The 17,048-nt window shown below is 66.0% G+C and carries 12 protein-coding genes; 9 read left to right on the top strand and 3 right to left on the bottom strand.

Annotated elements, in window-relative coordinates; translation table 11 throughout:
- Nucleotides 1-11 precede the first annotated feature (11 nt).
- Entirely contained in the window at nucleotides 12-1,601 is a 1,590-nt protein-coding gene (locus POM99_RS18210) for a SulP family inorganic anion transporter (RefSeq protein WP_277279997.1), read from the bottom strand.
- Between the two features lie 355 nt (nucleotides 1,602-1,956).
- On the opposite strand from POM99_RS18210, the gene POM99_RS18205 reads away from it, so the two are divergent.
- Complete coding sequence (locus tag POM99_RS18205) at nucleotides 1,957-3,312, top strand: aldehyde dehydrogenase family protein (protein WP_277279995.1); 1,356 nt, start codon at nucleotides 1,957-1,959, stop codon at nucleotides 3,310-3,312.
- Between the two features lie 3 nt (nucleotides 3,313-3,315).
- Here the strand turns inward: POM99_RS18205 and POM99_RS18200 are convergent, their stop codons facing one another.
- Nucleotides 3,316-6,156: a M16 family metallopeptidase gene (locus POM99_RS18200; RefSeq protein ID WP_277279994.1), complete on the bottom strand. Its 2,841-nt coding sequence runs from the start codon at nucleotides 6,154-6,156 to the stop codon at nucleotides 3,316-3,318.
- Nucleotides 6,157-6,271: 115 nt separating this feature from the next.
- Between POM99_RS18200 and POM99_RS18195 the strand changes: the two genes are divergently transcribed.
- On the top strand, nucleotides 6,272-9,463 hold the full coding sequence (locus POM99_RS18195) for a beta strand repeat-containing protein (protein WP_277279992.1): 3,192 nt from the start codon (nucleotides 6,272-6,274) through the stop codon (nucleotides 9,461-9,463).
- A gap of 266 nt (nucleotides 9,464-9,729) precedes the next feature.
- On the top strand, nucleotides 9,730-11,172 hold the full coding sequence (locus tag POM99_RS18190; RefSeq protein ID WP_277279990.1) for a methyl-accepting chemotaxis protein: 1,443 nt from the start codon (nucleotides 9,730-9,732) through the stop codon (nucleotides 11,170-11,172).
- 91 nt (nucleotides 11,173-11,263) lie between these two features.
- Here POM99_RS18190 and purC read toward each other — a convergent pair whose 3' ends face one another.
- Complete coding sequence (purC, locus tag POM99_RS18185; RefSeq protein WP_277279988.1) at nucleotides 11,264-12,049, bottom strand: phosphoribosylaminoimidazolesuccinocarboxamide synthase; 786 nt, start codon at nucleotides 12,047-12,049, stop codon at nucleotides 11,264-11,266.
- A gap of 273 nt (nucleotides 12,050-12,322) precedes the next feature.
- Between purC and wrbA the strand changes: the two genes are divergently transcribed.
- The 6 genes from wrbA to POM99_RS18155 all read left to right on the top strand — a co-directional run bounded on the left by wrbA (nucleotide 12,323) and on the right by POM99_RS18155 (nucleotide 16,986).
- On the top strand, nucleotides 12,323-12,922 hold the full coding sequence (wrbA, locus tag POM99_RS18180) for an NAD(P)H:quinone oxidoreductase (protein ID WP_277279986.1): 600 nt from the start codon (nucleotides 12,323-12,325) through the stop codon (nucleotides 12,920-12,922).
- Nucleotides 12,923-13,019: 97 nt separating this feature from the next.
- Entirely contained in the window at nucleotides 13,020-13,430 is a 411-nt protein-coding gene (locus tag POM99_RS18175; protein ID WP_277279984.1) for a ketosteroid isomerase-related protein, read from the top strand.
- Nucleotides 13,427-14,014 (top strand): GNAT family N-acetyltransferase, encoded by a 588-nt coding sequence (locus POM99_RS18170; protein ID WP_277279982.1) that lies wholly within the window; start codon nucleotides 13,427-13,429, stop codon nucleotides 14,012-14,014. The genes POM99_RS18175 and POM99_RS18170 overlap by 4 nt, the downstream gene beginning before the upstream one ends.
- Entirely contained in the window at nucleotides 14,008-14,922 is a 915-nt protein-coding gene (locus POM99_RS18165) for a carbon-nitrogen hydrolase family protein (RefSeq protein ID WP_277279980.1), read from the top strand. The genes POM99_RS18170 and POM99_RS18165 overlap by 7 nt, the downstream gene beginning before the upstream one ends.
- Nucleotides 14,919-15,866 (top strand): bile acid:sodium symporter family protein, encoded by a 948-nt coding sequence (locus tag POM99_RS18160; RefSeq protein WP_277279979.1) that lies wholly within the window; start codon nucleotides 14,919-14,921, stop codon nucleotides 15,864-15,866. Before POM99_RS18165 ends, POM99_RS18160 begins: the two co-directional genes overlap by 4 nt.
- A 1-nt stretch (nucleotide 15,867) precedes the next feature.
- Complete coding sequence (locus POM99_RS18155; RefSeq protein WP_277279977.1) at nucleotides 15,868-16,986, top strand: glycerophosphodiester phosphodiesterase family protein; 1,119 nt, start codon at nucleotides 15,868-15,870, stop codon at nucleotides 16,984-16,986.
- Nucleotides 16,987-17,048: the final 62 nt, after the last annotated feature.

Raw genomic sequence — 17,048 nt, 5'->3', positions numbered from 1 at the left:
GCTTTGGGAGATCAGGTGGCGCGGGCGCGGGTGAGCGGGGCGTGGATGCGCGGGGCAAGGCTGCCGCGGGCATCGCCCTTGATCACCACACGCAGCGACCGGAAGGGCGCCGCCTTCACGAAGGCGTTGATGATGTCGATGTTGTCGGGATCGACATAGTTGGTGGCGGAGAGGTCGATCAGCACGGTGCGCCCGTCGGGGATCGCGGCCAGCGCTTCCTGCAACTGTGCCTTGTGCACGAAGTAGAGGTTGAGACGGGCGCGGACCATCACGTCGTTGCCATGGTGGACCACGGTGACCGCATTCTGGATGTTGCGCCAGATCACGAAGCCAAGGCCCACGGCGAGGCCGATGGCGATGCCGATGAGGAGATCGGTGAACAGGATGGCGGTGATGGTGATGACGAAAGGCGCGAACTGCGACCAGCCTTGCGCATAGCGTTCGACGAACAGTTTCGGCTTGGCGAGCTTCCACCCGGTGGCGATCAGCACGGCGGCGAGGGCCGAAAGCGGGATGAGGTTGAGGACGAAGGGGATCAGCAGCACGCTGGCGAGCAGCCAGACGGCGTGCAGGATGGCCGACATCTGCGACTTGGCACCAGCATCGACGTTGGCCGAGCTGCGCACGATGACCGAGGTGACAGGAATGCCGCCGAGGAAGCCTGCGGCAAGGTTGCCGCAGCCCTGTGCCAGCAGTTCACGGTTCTTGTCGGTGACGCGACGCTGGGGATCGAGCTCGTCGACCGCCTGAACGCTGAGCAGGGATTCGAGACTGGCGACAATGCCGATCGCGGCAGCGGCCGTCCACACGTCTGTCCGCGTGATGGCGCTGAAATCGGGCAGGCGCAGCAGGTCGAAAAAGCCGGCGAGCGAGCCTGCGACCGGCACGGCGACGAGATGGGTGGGGGCGATGGCGAGCGCGGGGACGAAGCGCACGAACAGCGCATTGGCGACCACGCCGAACACCACCACGACCAGCGGGCCGGGCAGGAAGCGCATGGGGCCTTCCTTGGGCCGGGCCTTGTCCCACCAGAACAGGAAGGCGAGGCTGGCGGCCGCGACAATGGCCGCGCCCCACTGGATGTCTTCACGCAAGAAGCGGACGATGCCGAGCAGGGTGTTGCCGCCATCGGCCTGGCCGAAGGCGAAATCACCCATCGGATCACCATCATAGCCGATGGCGTGGGGCACCTGCTTGAGGATCAGGATCAGGCCGATCGCGGCGAGCATGCCGGTGATCACCGACGATGGCACGAATTCGGCGAGGATGCCTGCGCGCAGGAAGGAGAAGCCGATCTGCAGCACGCCGGCAAGGCAGACCGCGAGCAGGAACGCCTCGTAGCTGGCCAGCCCCTCGATCGCGGCGAGGACGATGGCGGTGAGACCGGCGGCGGGGCCGCTGACCGACAGGGGGGAGCGGCTGAGCAGGCCGACGACGAGACCGCCGGCGATCCCCGAGATCAGCCCTGCGAACAGCGGCGCGCCGGATGCAAGGGCGACGCCGAGGCACAGCGGCAGCGCCACCAGCGCGACGACGATCGAGGCGGGAACGTCGGCCCGCCAGTTTGCCAGAAAAGAATCGCGCAGTGCGGGTTGTGTCATGATGCTCTCTGGACATGCAGATGCACTGGCGAACATCGCCAAGCACGCGCTGCGGTCTGGGAAGTGTTCAGCTCGAATACCTGGCGGGAAGTTCGAGGTGAATTTGCGTTTATATCGCCTTATGCGAGTGATTATAGTATTTGACATATCCAACGTTAAGCAAGTTACAAAATGTTTCTGACGGGGGAAGGCGGATGCGTGGGATGGAGGGGCCGGACTGGTGATCCGGCCGTGACGGATGCGGCGCGTTTCACAAATGCACATGCCCTTGGGGCCAGCGCCCGTTGCATCCGGGTCTCTAGATGGTTAGTCAGGCTAACGAACAAACAAGCAGACTTGCAGGATGCCGATAGCGATGACCTCTTCGATCCCCCAGCCGACCGCCGCCGACCTTTCTGCCGAGATTGCGCGCGTGTTCGCGTTGCAGCAGGCGCATCAGTGGGAGGCGAAGGCATCCGGCGCGGAGGTGCGCAAGGAGAAGCTGGCGCGGCTGAAGGCGGCGGTGGAGGCGCATGCCGAGGACATCATCGGCGCGGTGCTGGAAGACACGCGCAAGCCGGTGGGCGAAATCCGCGTGACCGAGGTGCTGAACGTGATCGGCAACGTGCAGCGCAACATCGACAATTTGGACGCGTGGATGGCGCCGACCGAGGTGACGCCTTCGCTGAACCCCGCCGATCGCGCGCAGATCATCCATGAAGCGCGGGGCGTGTGCCTGGTGCTGGGGCCGTGGAACTTCCCGCTGGGCCTGGCGCTTGGCCCGGTGGCGGCCGCAGTTGCGGCGGGCAACACCTGCATCGTCAAGCTGACCGACCTGTGCCCGGCGACGGCGCGGATCGCCGCCACGATCATCCGCGAGGCCTTCGACGAAAAGGACGTTGCGCTGTTCGAGGGCGATGTTTCGGTGGCGACGGCGCTGCTGGAGCTGCCGTTCAACCACGTGTTCTTCACCGGCAGCCCGCGCGTGGGCAAGATCGTGATGGCGGCGGCGGCCAGGCACCTGACCAGCGTGACGCTGGAACTGGGCGGCAAGAGCCCGGTGATCGTGGACGACAGCGCCGACATCGGCCAGGTGGCGGCGCAGCTGGCCGCGGCCAAGCAGTTCAACGGCGGGCAGGCCTGCATCAGCCCGGACTATGTGTTCGTGAAGGAGGACAGGAAGGCCGCCCTGGTGGAAGGCTTTGCCGCCAACGTGAAGGCCAACCTCTATGACGGGGCGGGCGCGCTGAAGAAGGACAGCATCGCGCAGGTGGTGAACAAGGCGAACTTCGACCGGGTGAAGGCGATGTTCGACGATGCCGTGGCCAAGGGCGCAACCGTGGCGGTGGGCGGCACCTTCGAGGCCGAGGACCTGACCGTGCACCCGACCATGCTGACCGACGTGACCCCGCAGATGACGATCATGCAGGACGAGATCTTTGCCCCGGTGATCCCGGTGATGACCTATGACACGCTGGACCAGGCGATCGGCTATATCGAGGCGCGCGACAAGCCGCTGGCGCTTTATGTCTACAGCAAGGATGACGCAGTGGTGGACGAGGTGCTGAACCGCACTTCATCCGGCGGGGTGACGGTGAACGGCGTGTTCTCGCACTACCTGGAAAACAACCTGCCGTTCGGCGGGGTGAACACCAGCGGCATGGGCAGCTATCACGGCTACTTCGGCTTCAAGTGCTTCAGCCACGAACGCGCGGTCTATCGGCACCAGTAAGGGCTATTCTGCGGGCGCGGGCGCGGCTTCGGGCAGGACGAGGAATTCGACCGGTTTTGCCCCGAGGTAACGCCGGGCGAGCGCCTGCAGTTCGGTGGCGGTGAAGGCATCGAGCCGGGCGCGGGCGGTGCGGAAGCGATCGATGCGATCGGGCTTCGTCTGCGCGCGGTCAGCCAGGGCGAGCCAGCCGCCGTTGGTCTTGAGCGTGGCGTCGATCCGTTCGCGCATGGGCGCGCGGGCCCGTTCGAGCACATCGGCATCGACCGGGGCGGAGACGAGATCGGCCACGGTCTTGCGGAAGGCCTCGCGCGTGGCGGCGACATCGGCGGCATCGACCGAGGCCTGCAGCGCGAAAGTGCCATAGCCGGTCCACACGCGCGAGAGCGAGGAGGCGGCACCGGGGCTGTAGGCCTTGCCCAGCGCCTCGCGCACCGAATCCAGCACTTCGACCGAAGCGACCTGTTCAAGCAGGCCGAGGCCCATGGTGGTGACCGGATCGGAATCGTCGGTGGTGGGCCAGACCATGCGGACGATGGCCTGATCGGCCTCGCCCTTGTGCCGCAGCACCACAAGGCGGCGGTCGGCGGTGAAGCTGCGCCGGCGCTCGGCGACATAGGGGCGGAAATCGCTTTCGCGCAGGGGCAGTGCGCCGAAGGTCCTGGCGACGAGGGCAATGGCGGCGTCCTCGTCAAGATCGCCGACCATGGCGATTTCAAGCGCACCACGGGCAAGGCGATCGGCCAGATCGGCGCGCAGCCTGGCGAAGGTGAGCTTCTGGTAATCACCCGCAGGTTGCAGGGTGAAGCGCGGATCATTGTCTGACAGCACGCCCGGCTGGCCATTGGCCAGCGCCGATTGCGGGGTGGCGGTGAGACGCGCGAAGTAGTTGGTCATGTTCGCGCGAAAGGGCACCTCGGCTTCGGGCCGGTAGCCGGGATCGCTGATCGTGGCGGCGAGCAGATCGAGCTGCAGTTCAAGATCGCGCGGGGTGGTGGTGACTGTGCCGGTGAACAGATCACCGCTGGGGGCGAAGGGGTTGGAGACCGAGCGGCCCGCGAGGAGCGTCTGCAGATCGTCCTGCGAATGCTTGCCCAGCCCCCCGGCGGGCAGGGTGGAGGCCATCTCCATGGCCAGCGGATTTTCACGCGTATCGAGCATCTCCCCGCCATCGAGCGAATAGCGGATGGAAATGCGGTCCTTGTCGAGATCGGTGTGCTTGAGATTCAGCCGCACGCCATTGGCGAAGCGGACCATGCGGATGCCGAAGGCGGGCTCGCGGCTGTCAGCCACCACGGCGCCGGGCGGGCCGAAATCGGTGTAGGCAAAGGGGCCCTTCACCGGGGTGAAGCGGGTGGCGGTGGTGCGCGCGGCGGCGTTCCATGCCTTGCGCAGCGCGGCGGCGCCGCCTTCGGGCGCGGAGCGGCCCTGGAAGCGCAGCAGCGGGTCCTTGAGCGGCAGCGCCTCGGTCTTCAGCGCGGCGAGCACGCCCTGCGGGGTGATCTGCGCGGCAAAGGCGTTGAAGCGGGCAAGCCCGCTGGCGGGCGTGGTCGGCACCTGATCATCACGCACCAAAGCCAGCGCGGCGGCGACGAGCGCGCCGTTGCTGCGCGTGTCCTGTCCGGCGGCGGCGTTTTCCAGCGCGGTGCGCGTGTTCGCCACCTGCTCGGCGATCTCTTCCGCGGTGAAGCCATCGCGCAACGCCTGGCGCAGCGTGGCGGCGGCGGCGATCAGGCCATTGCGCCAGCCCTTGTCCTCCACATCGACCACAAGGTTGGTGGTGCGGCCGATGCGGAACACGTCACCCGTGCCGAAGCCGGCGCCGCGGAACGGCGGGGCCAACTGGCGGCTGATACGCTGGAAGCGGCGGTTGACCGCGCCATAGCCGATCTGGCGCAGCAGGTTAAGGCGGCGCTGGGCGATCGTGTCGGGCTCATGCAGCCAAGGGCCATGGCGCGAGGCGACGACGCGTTCGGACAGCGCGGGATCGATCCAGATGTCCACCTGCCCTTTAAGGCCCGGTTTCACCACGCCTTCATCGGGGCGCGGGCTTTCGGCGCGGGGCTGCCAGCCTGCGAACTTCGCGCGGATTGCGGCCTCGACGGTATCGGGATCGAAATCGCCGACGACCACCAGAGTCGCCTTTGCCGGCACGTATTCGCGCGCCCAGAACGCGCGAAGCGAGGCCGCGGTGGCGGCGTTGAGGCTTTCCACCGTGCCGATGGGCAGGCGGCGGGGATAGGTGGCATGGGGATAGAGGAAGGCGATCTGGTCCTTCAGGTTGTTGAGGTCCAGCCCCTGCCGGTCGCGCAGTTCCGACAGCACGACGCCGCGTTCGCGCGCCACGGCTTCGGGCGTGAAGCTGAGCTCGCCCGCGGTTTCGCGCATCAGCATCAGCGCGGTATCGAGCAGGGCGGGATCGTTGCGTGGCAGGTCCAGCTGGTAAAGCGTCTGTTCGAACGAAGTCTGCGCGTTGGTGTCAGCCCCGAAGGCAAGGCCGTTGCGTTCAAGCAGCCTGACCATCTCGCCTTCGGGAACATGGGTGCTGCCGTTGAAGGCCATGTGCTCCACGAAATGGGCATAGCCGCGCTCGGCCTCGGTCTCGTTCAGCGATCCGGCGGCGATGTCCATGCGCACCTGCGCGGTGCCCGCCGGCGTGGCGTTGCGCCGGATGATGAAGCGCATGCCGTTGTCCAGCTTGCCAAAGCGGAAGGCGGGATCGGGTGCGAGATCGCTGCGCTGGAAGGCCCAGTCGACGGCAGGAGGAGCGGATGCGCGCGGCGGCTGCACGTGGGCGGTGCAGGCGGCAAGAGACAGGGCGGCGATGAAGGGCAGGATACGGCGCATGGTCAGCCGCCTTGTGCCCGCGCGCGCTGCAGGGCGCAACGGCCCTGCCTGCCATTGACCGGATCGGTTCGAAGATCGCTTGCCCGGCTGTCCATCATGGCTATGGTTTGCGGCAATGGATCGCTGCCGAAAGAGGCGGCAGGGGGCGGAGTTTGCCGGGATGGGCGATTTTTCGGGCGGTGCGGGCAATGAAAGCTATACCGGCACGGCAGATCAGGACTTCATCTCCGGCGGGGCTGGCGCCGACACGCTGAAGGGCCTGGCAGGCGACGACTACATTGCTTCGGATGACCGGGCGCCCAACTTCGGCGTCTATTATGGCCGGGCCATCTCGATCGATACCGGAGCCGAGCAGGACACGATCCAGGCGGGCGACGGCGACGACCACATCTATGCCGGATATGGCGACAACGTGGATGGGGGTGGCAACACCGTTTATGGCGATTACCTGTCGATCAGCTTCATGGGCGCCAGTGCGGGCATCACGGTTGATTTTTCGCTGGCGTCGCAAGTCATCGGTGGCGGCACGATCAAGGGCATCGAGAACCTGACCTGGGTGCAGGGCAGCAACTTTGCCGACACGATCTATGCCCGCGACAACGGCACCGGCTATGCCGAATTCAACAAGGTCTATGGCATGGGCGGCAATGACCGCCTCTATGCCGGGTACTACACCAGCGTGATCGACGGGGGTGACGGCGACGATTACATCGACGCGACGGCGAGCCAGTATCTGAGCGAAGTGCATGGCGGCGCGGGCAAGGACACGATCCTGCTGAACAGCGGACAGGGCTGGCCCGTGTTTGGCGAGGATGGCGACGACACGATCACCGCCGGAGGCGAGATCCACGGCGGCAACGGCAACGACACCATCCACGTGAACACCAGCAACTACCCCGGATATGTCTTTGGGGATGCGGGCGACGACGTGATCGAGGCGAGCGAAGCCTCGGTCTCCTATATCTATGGCGGCGACGGCAAGGACACGATCACGGGCGGTGCCTATCGCGATCTGCTCGCCACCGGGAATGGGCCGGCCTGGATCCAGAAGGAAATCTACGACGATACCGACGCGGACAAGGACACGGTGGATGGGGCCGGCGGCAACGATCTGATCGCGGCGGGCATCGGCGACGATGTGGATGGCGGCACGGGCGATGATACCCTGCGCCTGTCGCTGGCCGGGTCTGCCGTGGGCGTGACGGTGACCACCAGTGACATCCTGTCCGGCGTCGGCACGGTGCTGGGCGGGACGATCCGCAATGTGGAGCACCTCCAGTGGCTGGGCGGCTCCAACTATGCCGACAGCTTCGTGGTGCGTGGCACCAACCTGCCCACCACGATCGATGGCGGCGCGGGGGCAGACAGGTTTTCCAGCAACGGGCTTGAAGTGATCCTGCTGGGCGGGGAGGGCAACGACAGGCTTTCCAGCACCGCGGCAGGCGGTTTCTTCGATGGCGGGGCGGGCAAGGATTCGGCGGATTTCAGCCGGGCCAAGGCGGGCGTCACCGTGACCATGGTGGATGGCTATGGCGGGGGCTTCATCGGCGGCAACGCACAGTTGCAGAACGTGGAGAAGGTCACCGGATCGGCCTTTGCCGATACGATGCAGGGTGACAGCCTGGCCAACACCCTGCTGGGCGGAGGCGGCGATGACCAGCTGAACGGCGGAGACGGCAAGGATACCCTTGATGGCGGAGCCGGGGCCGACACCCTGACCGGAGGCCTGGGCAACGACACCTATGTGGTGACCGATGCCCTTGACACGATCGTGGAGGCGGCGGGCGAGGGTGCCGATCTGGTGAAGGCTTCGGTGTCCTATACACTGGCGGCCAATGTCGAGAACCTGACCCTGACCAGCATGGCCGCGATCGATGGTACGGGCAATGCCCAGCGCAACGTGCTGATCGGCAATGGCGCGGCCAACACGCTGTTGGGCTTGGGCGGCAATGACGTGCTGGTGGGCGGCGGCGGGGCCGACCATCTCGACGGCGGGGATGGCAGCGACGTCTATGTGGTGGCGAGCGCGGCGGAATTTGCCGGCGCGGTGATTGCCGACACGGGCGCAGGCGGGATCGACGAACTGCGCTATGCCGCCAGGACGGCTGGCACTTTCACCCTCGTGGCGGGCGGTTCCGGGATCGATGCGGTGGTGATCGGCACGGGCAGCGGTGCAGTGGCCGACCGCACCGGCACTGCGGCCATCAACGTGGACGCATCGGGCTTTGGCAAGGCGATCCGGCTTTATGGCAATGCCGGGGCCAACGTGCTGACCGGCACCGACCTGGCGGACATCATCGACGGCGGCGCGGGCGCCGACGCCATGAAGGGCGGCGCGGGCAGCGACAGCTATAGCGTGGATAACGCGGGAGATGTGGTGACCGAGCTTTCCGGCGGGGGCACCGACACCGTTTTGGCCACGATCGATTACACGCTGGGCGACAACGTGGAGAATCTGACGCTCGATGGATTGGCGCTGAAGGGCACCGGAAACGGCCTGGCCAACACGATCACCGGCAATGGCCTGGCCAATCTGCTGGATGGCGGCGATGGCAACGACACGCTGCTGGGTGGCGACGGAGCCGACAGGCTGACCGGGGGCGCCGGGGCCGACCGCATGGAAGGCGGCAATGGCGATGACACCTATATCACCGCCGGAACGGGCGACACGCTGGTGGAAAACGCCGCCGCCGGCTTTGATCGCGCCTTCGGCGGGGACAGCTTCACGCTGGGCGACAATATCGAAGTCGGATCGCTGACCGGAGCCAATGCGGCCTCGCTCACCGGATCAGGCACCGACAATGTTTTGGGCGGCAACAGCGCGAACAACACCATCAGCGGCGGCGGCGGGGCAGACAGCCTGCTTGGCCATGCCGGCGCGGACACGCTGAACGGCGGAGACGGCGACGATTTCCTGTTCGGCGGGCAGGGGATCGACACGATGACCGGGGGCGCGGGCAAGGACCAGTTCGTGATCTCCACGGGGTTCGGCCAGAACGCGGACAAGATCACCGACTTCGTTTCCGGCACCGACAAGATCATGGTGGTGAACGACTATGTCTCCGGATACCTGCTGGCGGGGGGGCTTGCCTTCGGCACCAGCGCCAGGGACGAGGACGATATCGCCATCTATGACAGGGGCAGCGGCCAGCTGTGGGTGGATTACGACGCCAACGGGCCGCAGGCGAAGGTGCTGCTGGCCACGTTCACCCCGGGCACGAACATCGTGGCGAGCGATTTCCTGCTGATCGATACGCCTTCGTTCAACTACCAGATCGCGCAGTTGGAGAACGTGCTGGTGCTCTGAATCCAAAGTCAGATCATGTAACTAACTGACGTAAATAGAACTTCGCCAATGCAGCCGGTGGCGGGGCAGGCTGCCGATTAACCGAAGCCTAAACGCCATTTCGCGCATGTGCCTATGTGCACGGTAGGACAGCTAGAGGCAGTACGCTGCTATCGACACCCTTGCCGGGGATTATGTCCGGTGTGTCAAGAGGGTCGACACCGATGCTTTCGTGGTATGAAAAAGAACTGCCAATAAGGCAGAAACTGTTTGCCGTATTCGGCTTCATGGCCGCGCTTACCTGCCTGTGCCTGGCCACGGTGATCGGCCAGCATTTCTATATCGAATCCGCCATGGGGGCCGGAGTGGACCAGTCGACGCGCGATGCGGTCGATACTGCGCTCAACTGGTCGATTGGCGTCTATGTGGCTTGTTCCGGCGCGGGCCTGTTTGCCGCCTATTTGTGTTCGCGCTCCATCGCCGATCCCTATGTCGAGACGGTGGTGCGCATGGAAGCGCTGGCGGACGGCGATCTCGACAGCCCGGTGCGGTTCACCGACTACAAGGATTGCGTGGGCCGGATGACCAAGGCCATGGCGGTGTTTGCCGAGAACGCCAAGCGGGTGGAAACCTCGACCAAGGCCGAGCAGGAAGTTGTGGGCGCGCTGCGAGCCGCACTGGGCCGGCTGGCGGAAAACGATCTGAGCCAGGATATCAGCCAGCCGTTTCCGCCCGAATACGAACAGCTGCGCAGCGACTTCAACCGTGCGATCGGGGGACTGCGCGTCGCCATCGCGCAGGTGGTGGAAACCGCGATGCAGATCCGCGTGAGCGCCGACGAGATTCGCCATGCGAGCGAGGACCTGGCCGGGCGCACCGAGCAGCAGGCGGGCTCGATCGAGCAGTCGACCGTCGCGCTGGGCCGGGTGAACACCGGCGTGCACGAGAATGCGGGCAGCGCCAAGGACGCCAGCGAAACCGTGCGCCGCGTGCATGGCGAGGCCAGCGAAGGCGGCGCGGTGGTGAAGCGTGCGGTCGAGGCGATGAGCGCGATCCATCAGTCTTCGCAGGAAATCTCGCAGATCGTCGGCGTGATCGACGGCATCGCCTTCCAGACCAACCTGCTGGCGCTGAACGCCGGGGTTGAGGCTGCCCGCGCGGGCGAGGCGGGCAAGGGCTTTGCCGTGGTGGCCACCGAAGTGCGCGCGCTGGCGCAGCGCAGCGCCGATGCCGCACAGGAAATCAAGACTCTGATCAGCACCAGCACCGGGCAGGTGGACGCCGGCGTGGAACTGGTGGCCAAGACGGGCGAGGCGCTGAAGCATATCGTGGACCGCATCGCCACGGTGGAAACCAGCGTGCTCGACATTTCGACCAAGGCAAGCCAGCAGGCGGAAAACCTGCAGGATGTGAACGCCGCGATCGGATCGATCGAACGCAACACCCAGCAGAACGCCGCGATGGTGGAAGAAACTGCCGCTTCCGCACACGGTCTTTCCGAACAGGGGCAGCGGCTGGCGGAGCTGGTTCAGGTGTTCAGGACCGGGCACAATCCGGGGAACATGCAGGCACCGGCAAGGTCGGTTGCAGCGAACGCCGCGTCCACGCCTGCGCCGATCGCCACGCGCAGCGCGCCGCGCACCGGACATGTTCCGGCCAAGGCTTCCCCGGCGATGCCTGCCGTTTCAGGCAACCTGGCCCTGGCTGTGGACGACTGGTCGGAGTTCTGAACAGAAGCTCAGGCCCTGGTGGCCATTCCCATGCAAGAAGGGCCCGGAAGCGATGCGCTTCCGGGCCCTTTTCTTTGGCAGACGAGGCTGCTTACTTCTTGCTGCGCAGCTTGCGGTGCGCGCCGAGGTCCAGCACTTCGGAAGGACCGCCGTCGTTTTCCAGCAGGCCGAGGCGACGGGCCACTTCCTGATAGGCCTCTTCCTCGCCACCCAGATCGCGGCGGAAGCGGTCCTTGTCGAGCTTTTCGCCGGTGACCATGTCCCACAGGCGGCAGCCATCGGGGCTGATCTCGTCGGCCAGGATCACCCGGCTGTAGTCGCCATCCCAGATGCGGCCGAATTCCAGCTTGAAGTCCACCAGGCGGATGTTGATCGCGGCGAACATGCCGACCATGAAGTCGTTGACGCGGATCGCCATGCTGGAGATGTCCTGCATCTCCTCGTTGGTGGCCCAGCCGAAGCAGGCGATGTGCTCTTCGGCGATCATCGGATCACCCAGCGCATCGTCCTTGTAGTAATATTCGATCAGCGTGTGCGGCAGCGGCTCGCCCTCTGGGATGCCGAGGCGCTTGCTGATCGAGCCGGCGGCCACGTTGCGCACCACCACCTCGATCGGGATGATCTCCACCTGGCGCACCAGCTGTTCGCGCATGTTCAGGCGGCGGATGAAGTGCGTGGGGATGCCGATGTGGGCGAGACGCGTGAACACGTACTCGCTGATGCGGTTGTTGATCACGCCCTTGCCGTTGATCGTGCCGCGCTTCTGCGCGTTGAAGGCGGTCGCGTCATCCTTGAAGTACTGGATGAGCGTGCCGGGCTCGGGGCCCTCGTAGAGGATCTTGGCCTTGCCTTCATAGATTTGGCGGCGACGGGACATGGGCGATTCTTCCTGTGCGGCTCCGCGTGCACGATAAGCGCCTCGCGGCAAATCAAAAACCCCGGCGGGACGAGGCGGGACAGAAGTCTGCCGCATCGCGGATGCCGGGGCTGCGGGGCCTGCCCATAAGCGAAATTGCCCGGGAGTGCAATTGCAGCATGACTTTTCGACAAAGTGGAACGTTCCGGACGATCTTATCCCTCTGATCAGAAATGTGGCAACAGGGGTACAAGGCCTTCATTGCCGCACACGAAGCGAAAGGATGATCCCACGATGAGCAAGGTCCTCGTTCTCTATTACTCGAGCTATGGCCATGTCGAAACCATGGCCCACGCCATTGCCGAAGGCGCACGCAGCGCCGGCGCGCAGGTGGACGTGAAGCGCGTGCCCGAAACCGCCCCGCTGGAAGTGGCGCAGAACGCGCACTTCAAGCTGGACCAGTCCGCCCCGGTCGCCACCGTGGCCGAGCTGGAAAACTATGACGCGATCATCGTCGGCACCGGCACCCGCTTTGGCCGGATGAGCAGCCAGATGGCCGCGTTCCTCGACCAGGCCGGCGGGCTGTGGGCGCGCGGTGCGCTGAACGGCAAGGTGGGCGCCGCCTTCACCAGCACCGCCACCCAGCACGGCGGGCAGGAAGTGACGCTGTTTTCGATCATCACCAACCTGCTGCACTTCGGCATGACGATCGTCGGGCTGGACTATGGCCACGCCGGGCAGATGCGCAATGACGAGGTTGTCGGCGGATCGCCCTATGGCGCCACCACAATCGCCAATGGCGACGGCAGCCGCCAGCCGAGCGAGACCGAGCTGGAAGGCGCGCGCTATCTGGGCAAGCGCGTGGCGGACACGGCCAGCAAGCTGTTCGGGTGACCGGTCTGTAAAAGGCATCGCGCCATGCGCATGGAGCGTGTGGCGCGGGCCATCCGGCTCGGCTAAGAGGCGCTCTCCGATCCCTGAGGAGACGCCGATGAGCCGGGCCGCGACGATTGCACTGCTGGAAGCCTATTACGCCGCGTTCAACGCGGGCGACTGGCAGGGCATGCTCGATTGCCTGGCCGACGACGTGGCGCACGACGTGAACCAGGGCGAGCGCGTGACCGGCAAGGCGAAATTCGCCGAGTTTCTCGGTCACATGGAGCGCTGCTACAAGGAGCGGCTGGAAGACATCGTGATCATGGCCAACGACGAAGGCACGCGCGCGGCGGCCGAATTCGTGGTCCACGGCGCCTACCTTGCCACCGATGAAGGCCTGCCCGAAGCCAACGGACAGACCTATGTGCTGCCGGCGGGCGCGTTCATCGCGGTGGACGGCGGCAAGATCACCCGGCTGACCATGTACTACAACCTGGCCGACTGGACGGCCCAAGTGGTCGGGTGAGAATCACCGTCCGGCCCTTGACCGGAGACGAGATTGCCGGCGCGCTGGACGATCTGGCGGCGCTGCGCATCGCGGTGTTCGCCGCGTTTCCCTATCTCTATGATGGCGATCCGGCCTACGAGGCCGAATACCTGACCGAATATGCCGCCGCGGCGGATGCGGTGCTGGTCGCCGCGTTCGATGGGCCAAGGATTGTCGGCGCCGCCACCGCCGCGCCGATGATGCACCAGAAGGCGGAATTCCGCGCGCCCTTCGAAGCGCGCGGGCTGGACACGGCGCGGCTGTTCTACTTTGGCGAAAGCGTGCTGCTGCCCGATTATCGCGGGCATGGCATCGGCCACGCCTTTTTTGATCATCGCGAGGCGCAGGCACGGGCCTGTGATGCCAATGCCGCCTGTTTTGCGGCGGTGGTGCGGCCTGCCGATCATCCCGCTCGGCCCGAAGGATACACGCCGCTGGATGCGTTCTGGACGCGCAGGGGCTATGCGCCGATTCCCGGCCTGCTGACCGAGCTGGCGTGGAAGGAATGGGGCGAGGCACAGGAGAGCCCGAAGCCGATGCAGTACTGGTTGAAGCAATGGTGAGCTTTCGCGTCGCGGCGGCGCAGTATCCGATCGAGCGGCTGGAAAGCTGGGACGCCTATGTTGCCAAGCTGACGCGCTGGGTGGGTGAAGCGGCCGATGCGGGCGCGAAGCTGGCGGTCTTTCCCGAATATGGCGCAATGGAGCTGGCCAGCCTTGATCCGGCAACGATGGGCGATCTGCAGGGCTCGATCGAGACGGTTTCGGCGCTGCTGCCGCAGGTGGATGCGCTCCATGCCGATCTGGCCGCGCGGACCGGGATGCACATCCTGGCCGCCAGCGCGCCGTGCAGGGCAGCGGATGGCCGCTTTCACAACGCCGCCCGCCTGTTTGCGCCAAATGGCAAGGCGGCCACACAGGACAAGCTGGTGATGACCCGGTTCGAGCGCGAGCAGTGGCATATCGCCGGCGGGGCCGGGCTGAAACTGTTCGAGACGGCGCTGGGCAAGCTCTCCATCGTCACCTGCTATGACAGCGAATTCCCCCTGCTGGCCCGCGCGGCGGTTGAGGCGGGGGCGGAAGTGCTGCTGGTGCCGAGCTGCACCGATACGCTGCACGGATACTGGCGGGTGCGCATCGGCGCGCAGGCGCGCGCGCTGGAAGGGCAATGCTATGCCGTGCATTCGCCCACCGTGGGCACGGCCGAATGGTCGCCAGCCGTGGACGAGAACCGCGGTGCGGCAGGGGTTTACGGGCCGCCCGACGCTCCAAGGAATGGGAGTTGGGGGATGCCGGAGGATGGCGTGCTGGCCGTGGGCGTGGAAGGGCAGGCCCAATGGGTCCTTGCCGAGATCGACACTGCCCACGTTGCGGCCCTGCGCGCCGATGGTGGCGTGCTGAATGCCGCGCACTGGGTTGAACAGCCCGGCGCGTTGCCGCTGCCGCCGGTCGAAGTGGTGGACCTGGGATGAAGCTTGACCCGTTCCTGCTGATCATGCTGGCCACCGTGGCGCTGGCCAGCGTGCTTCCCGCCAGCGGCGCGGGCGCGGTGGCGGTCGATTGGGTGACCACCCTGGCGATCACGCTGCTGTTCTTCCTCCACGGCGTGCGGCTGAAGCGCGAAACGCTGATCGCCGCGGCCAGTGACTGGAAGATCCACCTGCTGATCATGGCCTTCACCTTTGCCCTGTTCCCGCTGCTGGGGCTGGGCATGAAGGCGGCGGTGCCGGGGGCGCTGCCGCCCGCGCTGTGGATCGGCGTGATGTACCTGTGCGCGCTGCCTTCCACGGTGCAGAGCTCGATCGCCTTCACCTCGATCGCGCGGGGCAACGTGGCGGTGGCGGTCTGTGCTGCGGCGTTCTCCAACCTTGCCGGGGTGTTCGTCACGCCGTTCCTGTCCAGCGCATTGCTGGGCACGGCGGGGGGCGTTTCGACCGACCAGGTGGTGAAGATCGCCAGCCAGCTGCTGCTGCCCTTCGTGGTCGGCCACCTGATGCGTCCGCTGCTGGGTGCCTGGGCCGAACGGAACCGCAAGCTGTTGATGTTCACCGATCGCGGCACGGTGGTGCTGGCGGTCTATGCCTCGTTCAGCGCGGCTATCGTCGAAGGGCTTTGGCACAAGGTCGCACCGGGGCAGCTGGCTGTGCTGCTGGCGCTGTGCCTGCTGCTGCTGGCGCTGGTGCTGGGGATTACGATGGGCGTTGCCCGCGCGCTGGGTTATGCCCGGCCCGAGGAGATCGCCATCATGTTCGTGGGATCGAAGAAATCGCTGGCGAGCGGGGTGCCGATGGCCAAGATCATCTTCCCCCCGGCGGTGGCGGGCGCGGTGATCCTGCCGATCATGATCTTCCACCAGGCGCAGCTGATGGCCTGCGCCTCGATCGCGCGGCGCTATGCCGCCAGGGACGGGGATTGAAATGACCACGCGGCGGGCGGTTCTGGCAGGGGGCATGGCGATGGCGGCGATGGGTCTGGCTGGCGGCAGGGCGCGCGCGGCGGGGGCGGCGCGGCCGGTGAAGCCGCTGGTGCTGGGCCATCGCGGCTGCAGCGCGCTGCGCCCCGAACACACGCTGGCCAGCTATGCCAAGGCGATTGCCGACGGGGCCGATTTCATCGAGCCGGACCTCGTCGTCAGCAAGGACGGCGTGCTGGTGGTGCGGCACGAACCCAACATCGCCGAAACCACCGACGTGGCCGACCACAAGCAGTTCGCCGGGCGCAGGACGAAGAAGACCGTCGATGGCGAGGAGCAGGAAGGCTGGTTTGCCGAAGACTTCACCCTGGCCGAACTGAAGACGCTGCGGGCGAAGGAGCGGCTTGGCCCGCTGCGCCCGGAATCGGCCGGTTATGACGGGCAGTTCCAGCTGGTGACGTTCGAGGAAGTGGCCGACTTCGTTGCCGCCGAAGCCGCCGCGTGCGGGCGCACGATTGGCGTGATTCCCGAGATCAAGCATTCCACCTATTTCGCCGCCGCCGGCTTCAACATGGAGAAGCTGTTTGTCGAACGCGTGATGGCCAGCCCCTATCTGCGCCGTGCGCCGTTGGTGGTGCAGTCGTTCGAGATTTCCAACCTCAAGCTGCTGCGTGGCCTGCTGGGTGACTTGCCCAACCTGCAGCTGATGCAGCTGATCGACGAGGATCTGAAGGTTCCGGCGGACGAGGCCAAGGCCGGCGGCAAGACCCCCTATGCCGCGATGCTGACCGAAGAGGGCCTTGCCGGCATCGCCACCTATGCCGATTGGGTGGCGCCGTGGACTCGCCAGATCATCCCGCTGGGCGAGGATGGCAGGCTGGGCGCGGCGACCAGCGTGGTGGCCGATGCGCACCGTGCCGGGCTGCTGGTCGGCTGCTATACCTTCCGCCCCGAAAACCACTTCCTGCCCGCCGATTTTCGCAATGAAGCCGGGGACGCCGCGCGCAACCCCGATGGCAGCGTGGCCGAGATCCGGCGCTACCTTTCCGAAGGGCTGGACGGATTCTTCACCGACGATCCCGCGCTGGGCCGCCGCGCGGTGGATGGGGATGCGCCTGCCTGAGCGCAGGGTGTGGCGTTCCGCAAGCGGTTCCGCTAGGCACCGTGTGATTGCAACGGAAACCG

It is taken from the genome of Novosphingobium cyanobacteriorum, assembly GCF_029436685.1.
Lineage (GTDB): Bacteria > Pseudomonadota > Alphaproteobacteria > Sphingomonadales > Sphingomonadaceae > Novosphingobium > Novosphingobium cyanobacteriorum.
The sequence above is the reverse complement of the archived record's forward strand: the minus strand, read 5'-3'. Positions and strand labels throughout refer to the sequence as shown.